Raw genomic sequence first — 16,116 nt, forward strand, 5'->3', positions numbered from 1 at the left:
CGCCGAACAGGCGCGCCAGGCCGAGGCCCGGCGCCAGGCCGAACAGCGCCGCCAGGCCGAAGCGCGCCGCAAGGCCGAAGAGGAAGAAGCCGCCCGCCTGGCCGCCGAGCAGCAGGCCACGGCCGCCGCCGCTGCCGCCGCCGCCGCGGCGGCGCCACCACCCAAACGCCTGACCCCGATTCCAGTCAGTACGCCCGAGCCGTCCTATCCCGTCGACGCACTGCGCAGCGGCATCACCGGCGAGGTGCAGGTGGAAATCAGCATCGGCCGGGACGGGCGCGTCACCGACGTACGCGTGCTGCAGTCGCGCCCGCGCGGCACCTTCGAGCGCGAAGTCACCACGACCGTGCGCAGCTGGCGCTTCGAACCCCTGGACGAAGAAGCCAGGCTGGTGCGCAACTTCGTCTTCAAATAGGCCAGAGCGCCAGCACCAGTCCGATCACGGTGAACTGCAGGGTGTGGAAGCCGCCGTTGATCGCGAACAGCTTGAAGCTCCTGCGCTCGAACAGGTAGTTGATGCCGAAGCTGGCGCCGACCCAGCACAGCCCGGCCGAAAAGCCCGCGCCCAGGCCCAGGGCCAGCGGTGGCCGCGGCCCGAGGAACATCGCGAACACGAAGCTGGCGATGAAACACAGCACCAGCGTCGAGCCGAAGATCACGGCCATGTTGCCCTTGGCCAGCTCTTCGTCGCTCAGGCCCACTTCGCGCTGCCAGGCCTTGCCGAACAGCATCGGCGAATACCACAGGCCGCCAAGCACGAAGCTGGCGACCGTGGCGGCGATGATGGCCCAGATGTTGATCTCTCCCATTGCCGTCTCCCCTCGGTAGTGGTTGGTGGTTGCCGCACTGTGCCACCCGCGCGGCGGGGCGTCTTGGAAAAACGTTACCTCACGACCACGGCCTGGCCGTCGGCCCGCGCGTGGCGGATGAACTCCCCCGGGGCGAATCCGCTGAAGGCGCGGAAATCGCGCACCAGGTGTGACTGGTCGAAATAGCCGCACTGCAGCGCGAGTTCGGTCCAGGGAACGCGGTCGCGGCCCGCCAGCAGGTCCACTGCGGCGCGGAACCGGTGCACGCGCGCCAGCGCCTTGGCGCCCAGGCCCACCTCCCGGCGGAACAGGCCGGCCAGGTGTTTGCGGCTGACGCCGGCCTCGTGAGCCAGTGATTCCACCGACACCCGGCCGGCGCGCTGCTCGATGCGTTCGACCGCCCAGGCCAGCAGCGGGCTGGGCGCGCGCCGCGGATCGAGCCGCGCGGCCAGCCAGTTCTCGACGGTGCTGAAACGTGCCGGCAGCGAGCCACAGGCAAGCAGTCGCTCGCGTAGTTCGTTGGCGGGCGCACCGAGCACGTCGGCCAGCGGCAGGATGCGGCCGCCCAGTTCATGCGCATCGGTACCCAGCCAGGGGCGCGCGCCGGTGGCCCGGAACGCCACCCCGAACAGTGCATTGCCGTGGGGCGCTTCGGTGTCGATCGGGCCCTGGTGCAAGCCCGAGTACCAGATGTCGTCGAAGGGGACGCGTTGCTCCGGCGGGCCGGGGTCGATGCGGTACTGCACCGGTCCCAGGTTCACCAGCAGGAAGCTGTCGCCGGAAGGCAGGATGCGGTCGCGCTGGTAGCCAGTGTGGCCCTCGCCGTACCAGAGCATCGAGACGATGCCGGCCAGGACCGGCGGCGGCGGGCACCAGGCCACGGTCCAGCGGCCCAGGGCGTCGTCCTGGTGGTGGACCCGCAGGCGTTGGCGCAGGTCGCCGTCCATGACGGCATCGTGGGCTGGGCGGCGCCAGCCTGCAAGTGATGTGGGAGGGACTTCAGTCCCGAAGGCTTCTGGCAGCAGAAGCTTCGGGACTGAAGTCCCTCCCACAGCGGTTCGGTCAGTTGGTGGTGTAGGCCCGGGGCAGGGCGCCTTCCGGCGCCAGGTAGCGGTCGCGCAGTTCGGTCTGGCGCGAGCGCATGTTCGCAGCGACGCCGTCGAACCACACCTGCTCGGCCCAGGTGTTCACCTCGAGCGGGTCGCCGCTCCAGAGCACCAGGTCGGCGGCCTGGCCGACCGCGATCTGGCCGCGATCGGACAGGCCGAAGGCCCGGGCCGGCACGACGGTCAGGCCGGCCAGCGCCGCGTCCCAGGGCAGGCCGTGGGCGACCGCGTTGCCGGCCAGCTGGCGCTGCTTGCGGGCGTTGTGGGTGGCATCGCCGCGCTGGCTGAAACCGACCTTCACGCCCGCCCGATGCAGGCGCGCTGCCGTTTCCAGGCCCGAGGCCAGGCTGTCGAAGCTCGAGGGCAGGTTGGCCAGCGCGTCCACCAGCACCACGGCGTCCGCGGCCTTGAGCTCGGCGGCCACGCGCCAGGCTTCGGCGCCGCCGGCGATCACCGGGCGCATGCCGTGTTTTTTCGCGAAGGCCAGTACCTGCCGGATGTCGGCGGCGCGATCAACCTGGAACACCACCCGGCCACCGGCCAGGTAGCGCGCCAGCGTGGCGCGGCCGGCGCGGGTGAGCAGGTCGCCGCTGCCGGCGCGGGCTTCGGCCACGGCCTGCTCGAGCAGCATCCACTGGCCGGCGCGGCTGCCGCCCGACAGCACGGACGCGTCGCTGCCCAGGTCGATGAACAGGCTGCGGCTGCCGGCCAGCGCGGCGTCATACCGACCGTCGAGCCGCACCACGCTGCCCTGGCCGGCGACGAAGCTGCCGCCCGGCAGCGCCGACGGCGACAGCGTGGTGAAGGTGATGCCTTCGACGCGGTTCACGCCGATGGCGGCCGAGTGCGGATTGAAAGCCACGTCGACGTCGAACTCCGGCCGCCAGGACGAACCTTCGTGCGGCGGCGTCATCGTGCCCAGCGCGAGGCCGGCGTCGACGGTGGCGGCTTCGCCGGATACTTCCTCGATGCCCAGGCCGCTCAGGCCGCCGAACAGGCCCGGCGTCAGCGGCCGCCCCTTGGCGTCGATGACGGTGACGCCGGCCGGCGCGGCCAGGTCGGGGCCGATGGCGCGCACCACGCCCGCCTGCACCAGCACGTCGTGGTCCTTGAGCGTGCCGGCGGCGCCGGCGGTATGCACGGTGGCGTCGCGGATCAGCAGGTTCTGGGCGGAGGCCGGCAGGGCGGCCGCCATCAGGACGCAAAGAATCAGGCGCTTCACGGCGACACCTCCTGGCCCAGCATGAAGTCGGACACCGGCTGGCGCGCCGGGTCGTTGCGGTCGTAGAGCAAGGCGCCGTCCACGTACACCTGTTCGGCCCTGGCGTAGACCGAGAACGGATTGCCGTTCCACAGCACCACGTCGGCCATCTTGCCTTCGGCCAGGGTGCCGGTGGCGTCGGCCACGCCAATGGCCTTGGCGGCATTGGCCGTGAGCCAGCGGATGGCGTGTTCGGGCGGCAGGGCCATGCCGGCGCGTTCGCCGCGGGCCATCGCCTTCGCCGCTTCCTGGTTCAGACGCTGGATGCCTTCGCTCGAATCCGAGTGCACGACGGCGCAGCCGTTTTTCGGCCGGTCCACCAGCGCGATGTTTTCCTGGATGCCGTCGTAGGCCTCCATTTTGAAGCCCCACCAGTCGGCCCACAGGGCCCCGCAGATGTTTTCTTCGGCCAGGGTGTCGGCCAGCTTGTAGGCCTCGACGCCGTGGTGGAAGGCGGCGATCTTGAAGTCGAACTCGCGGGCGAGGTCGATCATCAGCGCCATCTCGTCGGCGCGGTAGCAATGGATGTGCACGCCGATCTCGCCGCGCAGCACGTCGGCCAGGGTGTCCATGCGCAGGTCGCGGGTGGGCGGCTGGCCGTTGCCGTTGGCGGAATTCCTGCGGCGCTTGCCGTCGTCGGCGTTGGCGGCCTCGTACTTGTCCCAGGCCTCGCGGTACTTCTGCGCCTCGATGAAGGCGGCGCGGTAGCCGGCCAGGTTGCCCATGCGGGTCATCGGCGACTGGCCGCGGCCGCCGTAGACACGCTTGGGGTTTTCACCGCAGGCCATCTTCACGCTGTGCGGCGCGTCCGGGAACTTCATCGCCTGCATCGTGGTGGCCGGCACGTTCTTGAGCACCACGCCGCGGCCGCCGATGAGGTTGGCCGAGCCGGGCAGGATCATCATCGAGGTGACGCCGCCGGCCAGGGCCGCGGCAAAGCCCGGGTCCTGGGGCCAGACCCCGTGTTCGGCCCAGACCTGGGCCGTGACCGGCGAGGTCATTTCATTGCCGTCGCTGTGCGCGGTGGCGCCCGGGCTGGGATAGACGCCCAGGTGCGAGTGCACGTCGATGATGCCGGGCGTCACCCATTTGCCGCGACCGTCCACCACGGTGGCGCCGCCGGCGTCGAGGTCGGTGCCGACCGCGGCGATCCTGCCGTCGCGCATCAGCACGTCGGCATTGTCCAGGCGCTGGCCGTCGCCGGTCAGCACGGTGGCGTCGGTGATCAGCACCGGGCCCGAAGCCACGGGCGCGTAGGTGCTGGCGAACGGGCGCTCGGCCGCCGGCGACAGCGCCGGCAGGGCAAGCAGGGCGGTGGCCAGCAGGCTGGCCCGCAGGTGTGTGTGCATCCGGTGTCTCCCCCAGTAATCAGGCAACCCTAGCCACGGCGCGCGGGCTTGCCAAGTGCTGGCGGCCGCCATTCACGGCCTGCGTGGCAGAATGGCCGGGCAAGACGGATAAAAAGAACAAGACAAGGATAAAAAAAACGATGAAAGACAAGAACGAGATCGTCAGCAACTGGTTGCCGCGATACACCGGCGTGGCGTTGGAAGACTTCGGCCAGCACATCCTGCTGACCAACTTCGGTGGATACCTGGGCACCTTCTCGCGCCTGACCGGCGCACCCATCGTCGGCATCGACCGGCCGATGCCCAGTGCCACCGCCGATGGCATCACCCTGATCAACTTCGGCATGGGCAGCGCCAACGCCGCCACCGTGATGGACCTGCTGTCGGCGATCAATCCGCAGGCCTGCCTGTTCCTGGGCAAGTGCGGCGGGCTCAAGCGCAAGAACGAACTGGGCGACCTGATCCTGCCCATCGCCGCCATCCGCGGCGAAGGCACCAGCAACGATTACCTGCCGCCCGAGGTCCCGGCCCTGCCGGCCTTCGCCCTGCAGCGCGCGGTGTCCACGATGATCCGCGACCTGGGCCACGACTACTGGACCGGCACCGTCTACACCACCAACCGCCGGGTCTGGGAACACGACGCCGAGTTCAAGGACTACCTGCGCAAGCTGCGCTGCATGGCTATCGACATGGAAACGGCGACGATCTTCTCGGCCGGCTTCGCCAACTCGATCCCGTCGGGCGCGCTGCTGCTGGTGTCGGACCAGCCGATGGTGCCCGAAGGCGTCAAGACCGAAGCCTCGGACCGCAAGGTCACCGAGCACTTCGTCGAGCGCCACATCCAGATAGGCATCGAGGCCCTGCGCCTGATCCGCCGCCACGGCAAGTCGGTCAAGCACCTGCGCTTCGACGAATAGCCCGCCTGCGCGGGCGCCAGCCTCAGCGGCGCGTCTGGTCGAGGATGGCTTGCAGGTCGGCCGGGATAGGCATGGGCCGGGTGGCGCTGACGTTGGCGCCGCCGGTGTTTCCCTCGGGCACCCAGAAGCGTGAAAACAGGGCCGCTGCGACGATGCGGACCGTCTGTCCGGCCAGCTCGCGGGCATCCCGTCGCTGCCAGCCTATCGCCAGCATGCCCAGGTGGCTGCGCACGTGCAGGCGGGTGGATCGCTGGCCCAGGATGTGGGCCCGTTCGAGATGATGGAAGGCAAGGTCCAGGTTTCCCTGCTGCCGCGCTTCGCGGGCAAGGGTCCACTCTGATTCAAAGGCCTGGCGCAGCACGGCGTGCATGGCGGCAAGCCTAGCGAGGCCTCGCCCTGATACACAATTTCCCCGAGGCCGCCTCGGGAGCCCTCGTCCAGGAGGGCCCGCGGTTTACCAGTTGAAGACGAAGCCGACGACGTCGGGCTGCGGTTTGGCGTCCGAGAAGCGCACCGTGCATTCGACGATCTGCTTGGCTTCGGAGGTCAGCCCGGGCTCGATGGTGATGGGCGCGGTCAGGAAGTGCTCGCCGTTGGGAGCCGGCTTCATGCTGGCCCCGAGCGCCTGCAGGTCGAGTTCGTAAATCTTGCCGCCCAGCCGCGACTCCGCCGCGACCTTGCAGGCCTGCGCCGCCAGTGCATTGCGGTCGTTGCCGCCGGCCCCACCGTCGGAGCCGCCGCCACAGGCAGTCAGGACCAAGGTCGCGGATGCCGCCACCAGCCAATTGCGCATTTCTAACCTCCTGGGTGCTACCACGCCCTTGCCTTGGGGGGACGACCCGGTTGGGCGGGTTTGGTTGCCGCCCAAAGTTAGCGCAATTGCTCTAACCGTGCCAATAACGCTGTCGGGAAGGCCCGGTAGGCAAAAAACCCCGGCAGGCGTCGGTCAGTAGCGCGGCAGCTTCGGGTCGATTTCGAGCGACCAGGCGTCGATGCCGCCCTCGACGTTGTAGATGTCGTGGAAACCCAGGCCGCGGAAGTATTCGGCCGCCTGGCGGCTGGAGTTGCCGTGGTGGCACAGGAAGGCCAGCGGCAGGTCCTTGGGCAGGGCCTCGAGGCGTTCGCGGCTGTCTTCGTCCAGCACCTCGTGCGGGTGCGGGAAGGGCGCGCGGGCGCGGTCCTGGGCCGGGCGCACGTCGATGACGTCGATGGTGCCGGCGATGATGTGGTCGTGCAGCTGCTGCACGCTCATCGGCTTCACCGCGGGCGGGGCATTGGGGTTGAGGATGGACAGGCCGGCGCCGCGGGCGTCTTCGACCCAGTCGATGCGCAGGCCGCGGGCGCGCGGCACGCTGGCCAGGTCCAGGTGGATGCGGATGCCGGCGGCCTCGGCCACCACTTCGTGGCCGCTGGCGGGCTTGAGCTCGAAGCGGGCGTTGAAGCGCGGATCCACCGACAGGTGCAGCACGACGCCGTCCTCGGCGTTGTCCAGCGCGCGAGAGATGGCCTCGGCGGCGGTGGGGGTGATTTCGATCGCCGGCGGGCTGCGGTCGGGCGCGGCCAGGCCCAGCATCTGGTGCAGTTCGCCGCTGTTGAGCATCTGCTCGATGATGTCGCTGCCGCCCAGCAGTTCGCCGCCGACGTACAGCTGCGGGATGGTCGGCCACTGGCCGAAGACCTTGATGCCCTCGCGGATCTCGGGATCCGACAGCACGTCGACGTGGCCGAAGCCCGGGGCCAGGCCCTTCAGGATGCCCGCGGCCTTGGCCGAAAACCCGCATTGCGGGACATCCGGGCTGCCCTTCATGAAGAGCACGACGTGGTTCGCAGCGAGGATGCCTTCGATGCGGGCGCGGGTATCGGGGGACAGGGACATGGGGAACTCCGGGAGTGAACCCCGTAATTGTAACCCGGCGGCCTGAATGACCCGTTTCCGCCCCTCCCTGTAGGAGCGCCTTCAGGCGCGAATCTTTTGCCTTTGCCCTTGGCAAAGAAGGGCTTCGCGCCTGAAGGCGCTCCTACAGGTCTTTCAGCAGCCGCTCGGCGAAGGGCAGGGCCAGGGCGGTCCAGTCGGCGTAGGCGCGGGCCGAGGGGTGCAGGCCGTCGTCGGCGATGCGGTCGGGCTGGTTGCCCGGGGACCGGCTGGCCGGGGTGATGTCCACGAAAACGACGCCGCGGGCGGCGCAGACCGCGGCGGCGGCGGCGTTGTAGGCGTCCAGCTCGGCGGCGATCGCCGCGGTGTCGCGGCCACTGGCCTGGCCGAAGGGCGTGACGCCCCAGTCCGGGATCGACAGCACCAGCACCCGGTCGGCGCGGCCGCCGGCCAGCTGGATCGCGCGGTCGAGCAGGCCGGCGAACTCGCCCTGGTAGTCGTCCACCGGCCGGCCGCGGTACTGGTTGTTGACGCCGATCAGCAGGCTGACGAAATCGAAGCGGCCCAGCGGTTCGGCGGCGTCCATCGCGGCCGAAAGCTCGTCGGTGGTCCAGCCGGTGGTCGCGATGATGCGCGGGTCGGCCAGCGTGATGCCGCGTTCGCGCAGCGCCGCGGCCAGCTGCACCGGCCAGCGGCCGGCTTCGGGCACCGACTCGCCGATCGTGTAGGAATCGCCCAGCGCCAGGTAATCGAGCGTCGCGGCAGGGTCGGCGGGCGTCGCCAGGGCCATGGCCAGCAGGACCTCAGGCCACATGCCGCTTGCGCCGGCCGGCGCGTGCATCCAGCACCCGGTCGATGCGCGCGAACACCTCGCGCACGGTCGGGGCTTCGGGCAGCAGCGTGATGCGGAAATGCCGCGAGCCCGGCACGTTGAAGCCGCTGCCCGGCACCACCAGCACGTCCTCGTTCTCCAGCAGCTCCAGGGCGAAGGCCTGGTCGTCGAAACCCTCGGCCGCCGGGCCCACGACCTGCGGGAAGGCGTACAGCGCGCCCATCGGCGCCACCAGGGCCAGGTGGTCGCTGGCCTCGCAGCCGTCGATGACGGCCTGGCGCGATTCGAACAGGCGGCCGCCGGGGACGGTGAGCGCACGGATGGTTTCCGGGCCCTGCAATGCCGCCGGCACCGCGAACTGGCCCGGCACGTTGGCGCACAGGCGCATGGCGCTGAGCAGGTCGAGCGCATGGTGGAAGTCGCCCACGCGCAGCGGGTCGCCCGACAGCACCGCCCAGCCCACGCGCCAGCCGCAGGCGCGCCAGACCTTCGACAGGCCGCCGAAGCTCAGGCAGGGCACGTCGCCGGCCAGCGGCGCCAGCGCGGTGAACGCGGCGTCGTCGTAGGTGATGCCGTCGTAGATCTCGTCGGCCATCAGCAGCAGGTCGTGGCGCGCGGCGATGTCCACCAGCCGCTGCAGCAGCGCCGGCGGGTAGTTGGCGCCGGTCGGGTTGTTCGGGTTGATCACCACCAGCGCGCGCGTGCGCGGGGTCACCAGTTTCTCGATCTCGTCCGGGTCGGGCAGGAAGCCGTTTTCCGGGGCGCAGCGGTAGTACACCGGCCGGCCCTGGTTGAGGATGGTGGCGGCGCTCCACAGCGGGTAGTCGGGCGAGGGCAGCAGCACTTCGTCGCCCGGGTTGAGCAGGGCGCGCAGCGACATGTCGATCAGTTCGCTGACGCCATTGCCGACGAACACGCGTTCGGCGCAGGCGTTGGGCGTGCCGCGCCCGCGGTGGGCGGCGGCCACGACCTCGCGCGCCAGCGGCAGGCCCTGCTGGTGGGTGTAGGCGTCTGATTCGGCCACGTGCGCGGACAGGGCCTGCTGCAGGTGGTCGGGGGCGCGGAACCCGAAGGCACCGGGATTGCCGATGTTCAGGCGGATCAGCTGCCGGCCCTGGCCCTCGAGTTCGCGGGCGCGGCGGGAAAGTTCGCCGCGGATGTCGTAGCGGACCTCGCGCAGGCTCTCGCGGGTCGGCAGGGTGCTGTGGGGCATGGTGCAGCGGGCTCGGGCAGGGGGTCTGGGCCCGAGGTTAACGGAATCTTGACGTGCTTTCAGCCGGGTCTTTTCATCCCGCCCGCGGTGCGCGGCGCAGGGCCAGCACCGCCGCCACGGTGAAGCCGATTTCCCAGACCAGCGCCCCGGCGAAGAAGCCGGTGAACTCGCCGCTCAGGGTAATGCCCAGCAGCCGGGACGCGGCGATGCCGCCGTTGACCAGGGCCACCGACCACAGGCCGGGCTCGCGCCAGCCGGGGCGGGCCGCGCAGGCCAGCAGGAAGGCGGCCAGGCCCAGCTCCAGCCCGCCGTAGAAAGCGCGCAGCTCGACCAGGCCGGCCGGCGTGCCGCTGATGCCGACGCCGCCCAGCACCGCGGCCGGGGCCGCCACGATCGCCATCCCGAAGCCCAGGAAACCCAGGCCGGCCAGCACCAGTACCCATTTGCCGAACTTGTCCATGCCTCCAGCATGGCCAGCCCCCGGTGAGCGGGACGTGCAGGCCGGCGTATCATCGCGGCCAATGCAGCCCATTCCCGACGACCTCGCCCCCCTGCGTGCCCTTGGCTGGCCCGACGACGCCACCGCCCGCGAGGCCCTGGCCGCGGCCGGCGGCCGCCGCCTGGCCCGGGTCGCCAGCCAGCACCGCACCGCCTACGACGTGGCCACCGGCCCGGACGAGATGCAGATGAAGGTGCAGCCGCCCATGCCCTGGACCCGGCCGCGGTTCCCGCCCGACCAGCGCGCCGCCGTCGGCGACTGGGTGACGCTGGACGAAAGCGGCAAGACCATCGTCGACCTGCTGCCGCGGCGCTCGGTGCTCAAGCGCGGCGCCGCCGGCGAGCACCATCGCCAGCAGCTGATCGCCGCCAATGTTGACCATGTCCTGGTGGTGGTCGGGCTGGACCAGGACTTCAATCCGCGCCGCATCGAACGTTACCTGGTGCTGATCCGCGCCAGCGGCGCCGACCCGGTGCTGGTGCTGACCAAGGCCGACCAGTGCGAAATCGTCGAGGACTGCATCGACCTGCTGGCCGAGGTCGCCGAGTCCGGCGTGCCCATCCACGCGGTCAATTCCAAGGACCCCGACAGCACGGCCGTGCTGCATGAGTACCTGGGCCCGGGCCGCACCGTGGTGCTGGTGGGCAGCTCCGGCGCCGGCAAGTCGACGCTGACCAACACCCTGCTGGGCCGCGAGCGCATGAAAACCAATGCCGTGCGCGCCAACGATTCGCGCGGCCGCCACACCACCACCGCCCGCGTGCTGATGCCGCTGCCGCAGGGCGGCTGCCTGATTGACACGCCGGGCATGCGCGAGGTCAAGCTCAGCGGCGACGAGGACGTCGCCGACGCCTTCGAGGACGTCGAAACGCTGGCCGCCAACTGCCGCTTCCGCGACTGCGCCCACGTCAACGAACCCGGCTGCGCCGTGCAGGCCGCCGTCGAGGACGGCAGCCTGGACGAAGCCCGATACGCCAACTACGCCAAGCTGCGCGACGAGATGGAAGCCGCGGCGACCTCGCAGGCCGAACGCAAGGCCGAAGCGCGGGTGATGGGCAAGGCGCTCAACAAACGCCTCAAGGACAAGTACGGCCGCAGCTGATGCCCCTGGACCCGCGCACGCTTGAACACCACGCCGCGCTCGACGCGCGCCTGGTGAATGCGGTGCGCGGCCTCCGGATGCTGCAGGCGGTGAGCTGGCCGCAGCATGTGCAGCAGGATTTCCTGGCGGCCTGGCGCAGCGGTCGCAGCGTGCTGCCGCAGGTGCGCTACGAGGTGCCCGAACTGGCCGAGGTGCGCCGCGAGCTGGCGGCGATCGCCGCCGCCGCCGACGGCGACGAACCCCTGGGCCTGTACCTGCGGCGCACCGCCGACAGCTGGTCGGTGGCCACCCAGCTGCTCGAAGCCGTCGGCACCGCGGACGTGACCCAGCACTCGGTGCGCCTGTTCGGCCGCCCCGGCGACCGGCTGCCCGGCGACGGCCCAAGCAACCTCGAGGCCGCCCGCCACTTCATCGAGGTCGCCGACGAACTCGACCAGGAGCTGCACGGCGCCGAGGCCGACTACGTGCTGTCGGCCGAAACCGTGCAGGGCGAACTGCAGCTTGCGCTCGAACGGTTCTTCACCCACCACACGGTCACGGTGGAACTGGACCCGGACCTGATCGCCAAGGCCGCCGCCGGGCCCACCCGGATCCGCCTGCGCAGCGGCACCGGCTTCAGCGAATACGACCGCCACCAGCTGCTCGAACACGAGGCCTTCGTGCACACGCTGACCGGACTCAACGGCCGCGAGCAGCCGCATTTCAAGTCCATGGCACGCAATTCGCCGCGGGTCACCGCCACCCAGGAAGGCTTGGCGACCTTCGCCGAGCTGGTGACCGGCGCGATCGACATCGAACGGCTCAAGCGCATCAGCCTGCGCATCGTCGCCATCGACATGGCGATGCAGGGTGCCGATTTCATCGAGGTGTTCCGGTTCTTCCTGGGCGCCGGGCAAACCGAAGCCGACAGCTTCGCCTCCACCCAGCGCGTGTTCCGCGGCGTGCCCACCACCGGCGGCGTCGCGTTCACCAAGGACACGGTGTACCTGCACGGGCTGCTGAGCGTGCACACCTTCTTCCGCTGGTGCCTGCGCCACCGCCGCCTGCCGCTGACCCGCCTGCTGTTCGCCGGCAAGATGACCCTGCAGGACGTGTTCGCGCTCGAGCCCATGTTCGAAGCCGGCGCCCTGGCCGAACCCCTGTACCAGCCGCCCTGGGTCCAGCGCGCCAACGGCCTGGCCGGCATGCTGGCCTTCTCCCTGTTCGCCAACCGCATCCGCCTGGACCGCGTCGAAGCCGACGACCTCGTCCTGGGCCTCTAAAAAAAGCCCTGTGGGAGGGACTTCAGTCCCGAAGCTTTTCGGGACTAAAGTCCCTCCCACAGAGCTTGTGACCAGATCGACATGAAACGAACGATTATTCTCCTCGCCGCCTGCCTGCTGCTCCCGGCCTGCGCCAGCATCCCGCTGGGCACGCTGTGGAAACTGCGTGGTTTTGACGAAAACACGCTGATACAACTCGAACCCGCCGACCTGCGCACGGCGCTGTCGCTGGCGCCCGACGTGGACGTGCAGCCCGAGAGCGTCAAGCTGTCGCTGGAACTGGCCCGCGATGCTTCGGAGCCCGAGCGCCACGCCTTCGGCCTGGAACCGGCGACCGGGCCCGGTCCGTTCGACCGCGACCGCCGCTACAGCCTCTGGCAGCTCGACGCCGCCGGGCGCCAGGCCCTGGCCAGCGTGCAGCGCAGCCTGCGGGCCGCCCAGGCGAACGACAGCAAGGCCTACACGGGTGCCACGTTTTCGGTGAACTTCCGCCCGGACTTCCAGGGCAAACCGCCCGAGGCCCTGCAGGTCACCGTGCAACTGCTGCTGACCCCGGAAGACGGCTGGCTGCTGCTGCTCGACGAGGCCAAGCTGCCCATCACCCGCTGAGGCCTTGCCTCCCCTGTGGGAGGGACTTCAGTCCCGAAGCGCTTGGCTTCTACCTGGCGTCCGCGCAAGCATTTCGGGACTGAAGTCCCTCCCACAGTGGGAGTCTGCAGGGTGCCTGTGGGGTCCACGGGGGTCCGGTACAATCGAGGACCCTCGACCCAGGCCCGCCCAGCCCGCCATGTCCGAACAAGAAGACTTCAAGCTCGCCGCCCTCGAATACCACCGCCTGGCGCCGGCGGGGAAGATCAAGGTGACGCCGACCAAGGCCATGGTGACCCAGCGCGACCTGGCGCTGGCGTACTCGCCGGGCGTGGCCGCGGCCTGCGAAGCCATCGTCGCCGACCCGGGCGAGGCCAGCGCGCTCACCGCCCGCGGCAACCTGGTGGGCGTGATCACCAACGGCACCGCCGTGCTGGGCCTGGGCAACATCGGCCCGCTGGCCGGCAAGCCGGTGATGGAAGGCAAGGGCGTGCTGTTCCAGAAGTTCGCCGGCATCGACGTTTTCGACCTGGAAATCAACGAAAACGACCCGGACAAGCTGGTGGACATCATCGCCAGCCTCGAGCCCACCTTCGGCGGCATCAACCTCGAGGACATCAAGGCGCCCGAGTGTTTCGTGGTCGAGAAGAAGCTGCGCGAACGGCTCAAGATTCCCGTCTTCCACGACGACCAGCACGGCACCGCCATCATCGTCGGCGCTGCGCTGATCAACGCGCTGCACGTGGTCGGCAAGGACATCGGCGACGTCAAACTGGCCGTCAGTGGCGCCGGCGCGGCCGGCATCGCCTGCCTGGACATGCTGGTGGCCCTGGGCGTCAAGCCGGAAAACATCCATGTCGCCGACCGCGACGGCGTGCTGCATACCGGCCGCCCGGATCTTTGCGCCGGTGGCGTCAACGAAGGCATCGCCCGCTACGCCCGCGAGACCCATTCGCGTGCCCTGGCCGAAATCGTCGACGGCGCCGACGTGTTCCTCGGCGTCTCCGCCGGCAACGTGCTCAAGCCGGACATGGTCAAGACCATGGCCGACAAGCCGGTCATCTTCGCCCTGGCCAACCCCACGCCCGAAATCGACCCGGCGCTGGCCCGGCAGACCCGCCCCGACGCGATCATCGCCACCGGCCGCAGCGACTTCCCGAACCAGGTCAACAACGCCCTGTGTTTCCCGTACATCTTCCGCGGTGCGCTCGACGTCGGCGCCACCACCATCAACGAGGAAATGAAGCTCGCCTGCGTGCACGCCATCGCCGACCTGGCGCGCCGCGAAGCCGCCGACCTCGGCGCCGCCTACGCCGGTGAAACCCCGCGCTTCGGCCCCGACTACCTGATCCCGCGCCCCTTCGACCCGCGCCTGCTGGTTTCGCTGGCGCCGGCCGTGGCCAAGGCCGCGATGATTTCCGGCGTCGCCACGCGTCCCATCGACGACCTGGAAAGCTACGGCGACCGCCTGTCGAGCTGGGTCTTCCGCACCGGCCTGCTGATGAAGCCGGTCTTCGACCGCGCCCGCGCCGACCGCAAGCGCGTGGTCTACGCCGAGGGCGAGGAAGAAACCGTGCTGCGCGCCGTGCAGACCGTGGTGGACGAAGGCCTGGCCCGGCCGATCCTGGTCGGCCGCCCGGTCATCATCGAACGCCGCATCCAGCGCCTGGGCCTGCGCCTGCGCATCGGCATCGACGTGGACGTCACCAACATCGACGACGACCCGCGCTTCAACGACTACTGGCAGCTCTACCACGAGATCATGCAGCGCAAGGGCATCACGCCCGCCGCCGCCAAGGCCGTGGTGCGCTCGCGCGACGTCGTCATCGCCGCGCTGATGGTGCGCCGTGGCGAGGCCGATGCCCTGCTGTGCGGCATGGTGGGTCGCTACGTGCGAAAGCTGAAGTACGTGCGCGAAGTGCTGGGCCTGGAAAGCGAGGTCCGCGGGCTGTCGGCGCTCAGCGCTGTGCTCAACGAAAAGGGCGTGTTCTTCTTCACCGACACCCACGTGCAGGTGGACCCCACCGCCGCCCAGGTGGCCGAGAGCGTCGTGCAGGCCGCCTTCCGCCTGAAGCTGTTCGGCATCCAGCCCAAGGCGGCGCTGGTGAGCCATAGCAACTTCGGCTCCAGCGAATCGGCCAGCTCGCAGAAGATGCGCGACGCCCTGGCCATCCTGCGCGAGCGCGCGCCCAGGCTGGAAGTCGAAGGCGAGATGCACGCGGACATCGCCCTGAACGAAGAAGCCCGCAACCGCATCTTCCCGAACTCGCAGCTGTCCGGTCGCGCCAACCTGCTGGCTTTCGCCAACCTCGACGCCGCCAACGCCAGCTACAACCTGGTGCGCAACGTCACCGACGGCGTCGGCATCGGCCCCATCCTGATGGGCCTGGCGGCCTCGGCCCACGTGCTGACCCCGTCGGCCACCGTGCGCCGGGTGGTCAACATGACCGCCATCGCCGCGGTGGATGCCCAGATCCGCGCCGCCCGCGGCTGAGCACGCCGCCCCCGTGCCGGAGACGCCCCGTTTGTGGGAGGGACTTCAGTCCCGAAGCTTTCCAGCCCGGAAGCTTCGGGACTAAAGTCCCTCCCACAGGGGCGGTTGCCCTTGCCAGGGCGAACCCATGAAGCTGCACTCCGACATCACCGTCAACGGCAGGCTCTACCGCAAGGGCGAGGTGGCGCCCAAGTGGTTCATCTACCCGTTTTTCCTGTTCCACATGGGCATGTTCGGGCTGTCGGGCTTTTTCATGGCCTACGGCACGGACGATGTCGAGCTCAGCTTCCTGTACGCCCACGGCGGCATCGCCATCCTGGTCTACGTGGTCTTTTACCTGGCCATCTTCGGCCTGGACCAGGTGCGCTGGATGTTCATCAATGCCGCCCTGGGGCTGCTGGGCATCTGGGTGGAGATCGGCTGGATCCTGTCGCTGTTCGGCAAACGCCTGGGCGACTACCCGATGGCGGTGCACGTCACGCCCTTCCTGTACTACATCCTCTACACCTTCCTGATCCGGCAGCTGGTGCTGGACGTCTTCCGGGCCCGCGACAAGCCCTCGCGCAAGCGCCTGGTGGAGATGACCTACATCGGCCTGTCCCTGCTGGTCTACGGCGGCACCTGGCTCGCCACCCGCTGAACCCCGGGGGCCGCCCCCCTGTGGGAGGGACTTCAGTCCCGAACGCCATCGGGACTGAAGTCCCTCCCACAGCAAGCGGCGCTGCCCCGGGGCCATACCGGACCGCAGGGCCCAAAGCCACGGCCTGGGCTAAACTTGCCCCCTAACCGATGAACAAGGACGGGTCGGCCA

Annotated in this window: 17 protein-coding genes; 7 read left to right on the top strand and 10 right to left on the bottom strand. The window is 69.8% G+C overall.

What is annotated here, in order from left to right:
- The coding region (locus N788_RS06035) for an energy transducer TonB (protein WP_152560400.1) at positions 1 to 415 on the top strand (415 nt) is incomplete at its 5' end.
- On the opposite strand, the gene N788_RS06040 is transcribed toward N788_RS06035, so the two are convergent.
- The 4 genes from N788_RS06040 to N788_RS06055 all read right to left on the bottom strand — a co-directional run bounded on the left by N788_RS06040 (position 408) and on the right by N788_RS06055 (position 4,525).
- Entirely contained in the window at positions 408 to 809 is a 402-nt protein-coding gene (locus N788_RS06040) for a DUF1761 domain-containing protein (RefSeq protein WP_034222446.1), read from the bottom strand. The two genes, N788_RS06035 and N788_RS06040, sit on opposite strands and share 8 nt — an antisense overlap.
- Positions 810 to 883: 74 nt before the next feature.
- The gene (locus tag N788_RS13845; RefSeq protein ID WP_051924428.1) at positions 884 to 1,756 is read right to left on the bottom strand and encodes a helix-turn-helix domain-containing protein; all 873 of its coding nucleotides are present in this window, start codon (positions 1,754 to 1,756) and stop codon (positions 884 to 886) included.
- Positions 1,757 to 1,871: 115 nt separating this feature from the next.
- A complete protein-coding gene (locus N788_RS06050; RefSeq protein ID WP_051924434.1) occupies positions 1,872 to 3,110 on the bottom strand; it encodes an amidohydrolase family protein in 1,239 nt (412 codons plus the stop codon).
- A gap of 23 nt (positions 3,111 to 3,133) precedes the next feature.
- Positions 3,134 to 4,525, bottom strand: a complete 1,392-nt coding sequence (locus N788_RS06055) for an amidohydrolase (RefSeq protein WP_034222452.1) — start codon at positions 4,523 to 4,525, stop codon at positions 3,134 to 3,136.
- Positions 4,526 to 4,665: 140 nt separating this feature from the next.
- Here N788_RS06055 and N788_RS06060 point away from each other — a divergent pair, with 140 nt between their 5' ends.
- Positions 4,666 to 5,442: an AMP nucleosidase gene (locus N788_RS06060; protein ID WP_034222455.1), complete on the top strand. Its 777-nt coding sequence runs from the start codon at positions 4,666 to 4,668 to the stop codon at positions 5,440 to 5,442.
- Positions 5,443 to 5,464: 22 nt separating this feature from the next.
- On the opposite strand, the gene N788_RS06065 is transcribed toward N788_RS06060, so the two are convergent.
- The 6 genes from N788_RS06065 to N788_RS06090 form a co-directional block, all read right to left on the bottom strand.
- Positions 5,465 to 5,812: a DUF3703 domain-containing protein gene (locus N788_RS06065; RefSeq protein WP_034222458.1), complete on the bottom strand. Its 348-nt coding sequence runs from the start codon at positions 5,810 to 5,812 to the stop codon at positions 5,465 to 5,467.
- Positions 5,813 to 5,896: 84 nt separating this feature from the next.
- A complete protein-coding gene (locus tag N788_RS06070; RefSeq protein ID WP_034222460.1) occupies positions 5,897 to 6,235 on the bottom strand; it encodes a hypothetical protein in 339 nt (112 codons plus the stop codon).
- 153 nt (positions 6,236 to 6,388) lie between these two features.
- On the bottom strand, positions 6,389 to 7,318 hold the full coding sequence (gene grxD / locus N788_RS06075; protein ID WP_034222463.1) for a Grx4 family monothiol glutaredoxin: 930 nt from the start codon (positions 7,316 to 7,318) through the stop codon (positions 6,389 to 6,391).
- A gap of 142 nt (positions 7,319 to 7,460) precedes the next feature.
- Positions 7,461 to 8,129: an SGNH/GDSL hydrolase family protein gene (locus tag N788_RS06080; protein WP_244444094.1), complete on the bottom strand. Its 669-nt coding sequence runs from the start codon at positions 8,127 to 8,129 to the stop codon at positions 7,461 to 7,463.
- Complete coding sequence (locus tag N788_RS06085) at positions 8,119 to 9,360, bottom strand: aminotransferase class I/II-fold pyridoxal phosphate-dependent enzyme (RefSeq protein ID WP_034222466.1); 1,242 nt, start codon at positions 9,358 to 9,360, stop codon at positions 8,119 to 8,121. Before N788_RS06085 ends, N788_RS06080 begins: the two co-directional genes overlap by 11 nt.
- Positions 9,361 to 9,433: 73 nt before the next feature.
- The gene (locus N788_RS06090) at positions 9,434 to 9,820 is read right to left on the bottom strand and encodes a DUF4345 family protein (RefSeq protein WP_034222468.1); all 387 of its coding nucleotides are present in this window, start codon (positions 9,818 to 9,820) and stop codon (positions 9,434 to 9,436) included.
- A gap of 61 nt (positions 9,821 to 9,881) precedes the next feature.
- On the opposite strand from N788_RS06090, the gene rsgA reads away from it, so the two are divergent.
- From rsgA to N788_RS06115, 5 genes are all read left to right on the top strand, one after another.
- Positions 9,882 to 10,961: a ribosome small subunit-dependent GTPase A gene (rsgA, locus tag N788_RS06095; protein WP_034222471.1), complete on the top strand. Its 1,080-nt coding sequence runs from the start codon at positions 9,882 to 9,884 to the stop codon at positions 10,959 to 10,961.
- Positions 10,961 to 12,223: a peptidase MATCAP family protein gene (locus N788_RS06100; protein WP_034222472.1), complete on the top strand. Its 1,263-nt coding sequence runs from the start codon at positions 10,961 to 10,963 to the stop codon at positions 12,221 to 12,223. The genes rsgA and N788_RS06100 overlap by 1 nt, the downstream gene beginning before the upstream one ends.
- A gap of 81 nt (positions 12,224 to 12,304) precedes the next feature.
- Positions 12,305 to 12,832: a hypothetical protein gene (locus N788_RS06105; protein ID WP_034222473.1), complete on the top strand. Its 528-nt coding sequence runs from the start codon at positions 12,305 to 12,307 to the stop codon at positions 12,830 to 12,832.
- A gap of 178 nt (positions 12,833 to 13,010) precedes the next feature.
- Positions 13,011 to 15,305: an NADP-dependent malic enzyme gene (locus N788_RS06110; RefSeq protein WP_034222474.1), complete on the top strand. Its 2,295-nt coding sequence runs from the start codon at positions 13,011 to 13,013 to the stop codon at positions 15,303 to 15,305.
- Between the two features lie 127 nt (positions 15,306 to 15,432).
- Entirely contained in the window at positions 15,433 to 15,945 is a 513-nt protein-coding gene (locus N788_RS06115; protein ID WP_034222477.1) for a hypothetical protein, read from the top strand.
- The last annotated feature ends 171 nt before the right edge of the window (positions 15,946 to 16,116 follow it).

This window comes from Arenimonas donghaensis DSM 18148 = HO3-R19, assembly GCF_000743535.1.
GTDB lineage: Bacteria > Pseudomonadota > Gammaproteobacteria > Xanthomonadales > Xanthomonadaceae > Arenimonas > Arenimonas donghaensis.

Excerpts from the sequence above, each read along its gene's own strand:
- N788_RS06040 (WP_034222446.1), bottom strand. The coding sequence starts at position 809 with ATGGGAGAGATCAACATCTGGGCCATCATCGCCGCCACGGTCGCCAGC.
- N788_RS13845 (WP_051924428.1), bottom strand. The coding sequence starts at position 1,756 with ATGGACGGCGACCTGCGCCAACGCCTGCGGGTCCACCACCAGGACGAC.
- N788_RS06050 (WP_051924434.1), bottom strand. The coding sequence starts at position 3,110 with ATGGCGGCCGCCCTGCCGGCCTCCGCCCAGAACCTGCTGATCCGCGAC.
- N788_RS06055 (WP_034222452.1), bottom strand. The coding sequence starts at position 4,525 with ATGCACACACACCTGCGGGCCAGCCTGCTGGCCACCGCCCTGCTTGCC.
- N788_RS06060 (WP_034222455.1), top strand. The coding sequence starts at position 4,666 with ATGAAAGACAAGAACGAGATCGTCAGCAACTGGTTGCCGCGATACACC.
- N788_RS06065 (WP_034222458.1), bottom strand. The coding sequence starts at position 5,812 with ATGCACGCCGTGCTGCGCCAGGCCTTTGAATCAGAGTGGACCCTTGCC.
- N788_RS06070 (WP_034222460.1), bottom strand. The coding sequence starts at position 6,235 with ATGCGCAATTGGCTGGTGGCGGCATCCGCGACCTTGGTCCTGACTGCC.
- grxD (WP_034222463.1), bottom strand. The coding sequence starts at position 7,318 with ATGTCCCTGTCCCCCGATACCCGCGCCCGCATCGAAGGCATCCTCGCT.
- N788_RS06080 (WP_244444094.1), bottom strand. The coding sequence starts at position 8,129 with ATGTGGCCTGAGGTCCTGCTGGCCATGGCCCTGGCGACGCCCGCCGAC.
- N788_RS06085 (WP_034222466.1), bottom strand. The coding sequence starts at position 9,360 with ATGCCCCACAGCACCCTGCCGACCCGCGAGAGCCTGCGCGAGGTCCGC.
- N788_RS06090 (WP_034222468.1), bottom strand. The coding sequence starts at position 9,820 with ATGGACAAGTTCGGCAAATGGGTACTGGTGCTGGCCGGCCTGGGTTTC.
- rsgA (WP_034222471.1), top strand. The coding sequence starts at position 9,882 with ATGCAGCCCATTCCCGACGACCTCGCCCCCCTGCGTGCCCTTGGCTGG.
- N788_RS06100 (WP_034222472.1), top strand. The coding sequence starts at position 10,961 with ATGCCCCTGGACCCGCGCACGCTTGAACACCACGCCGCGCTCGACGCG.
- N788_RS06105 (WP_034222473.1), top strand. The coding sequence starts at position 12,305 with ATGAAACGAACGATTATTCTCCTCGCCGCCTGCCTGCTGCTCCCGGCC.
- N788_RS06110 (WP_034222474.1), top strand. The coding sequence starts at position 13,011 with ATGTCCGAACAAGAAGACTTCAAGCTCGCCGCCCTCGAATACCACCGC.
- N788_RS06115 (WP_034222477.1), top strand. The coding sequence starts at position 15,433 with ATGAAGCTGCACTCCGACATCACCGTCAACGGCAGGCTCTACCGCAAG.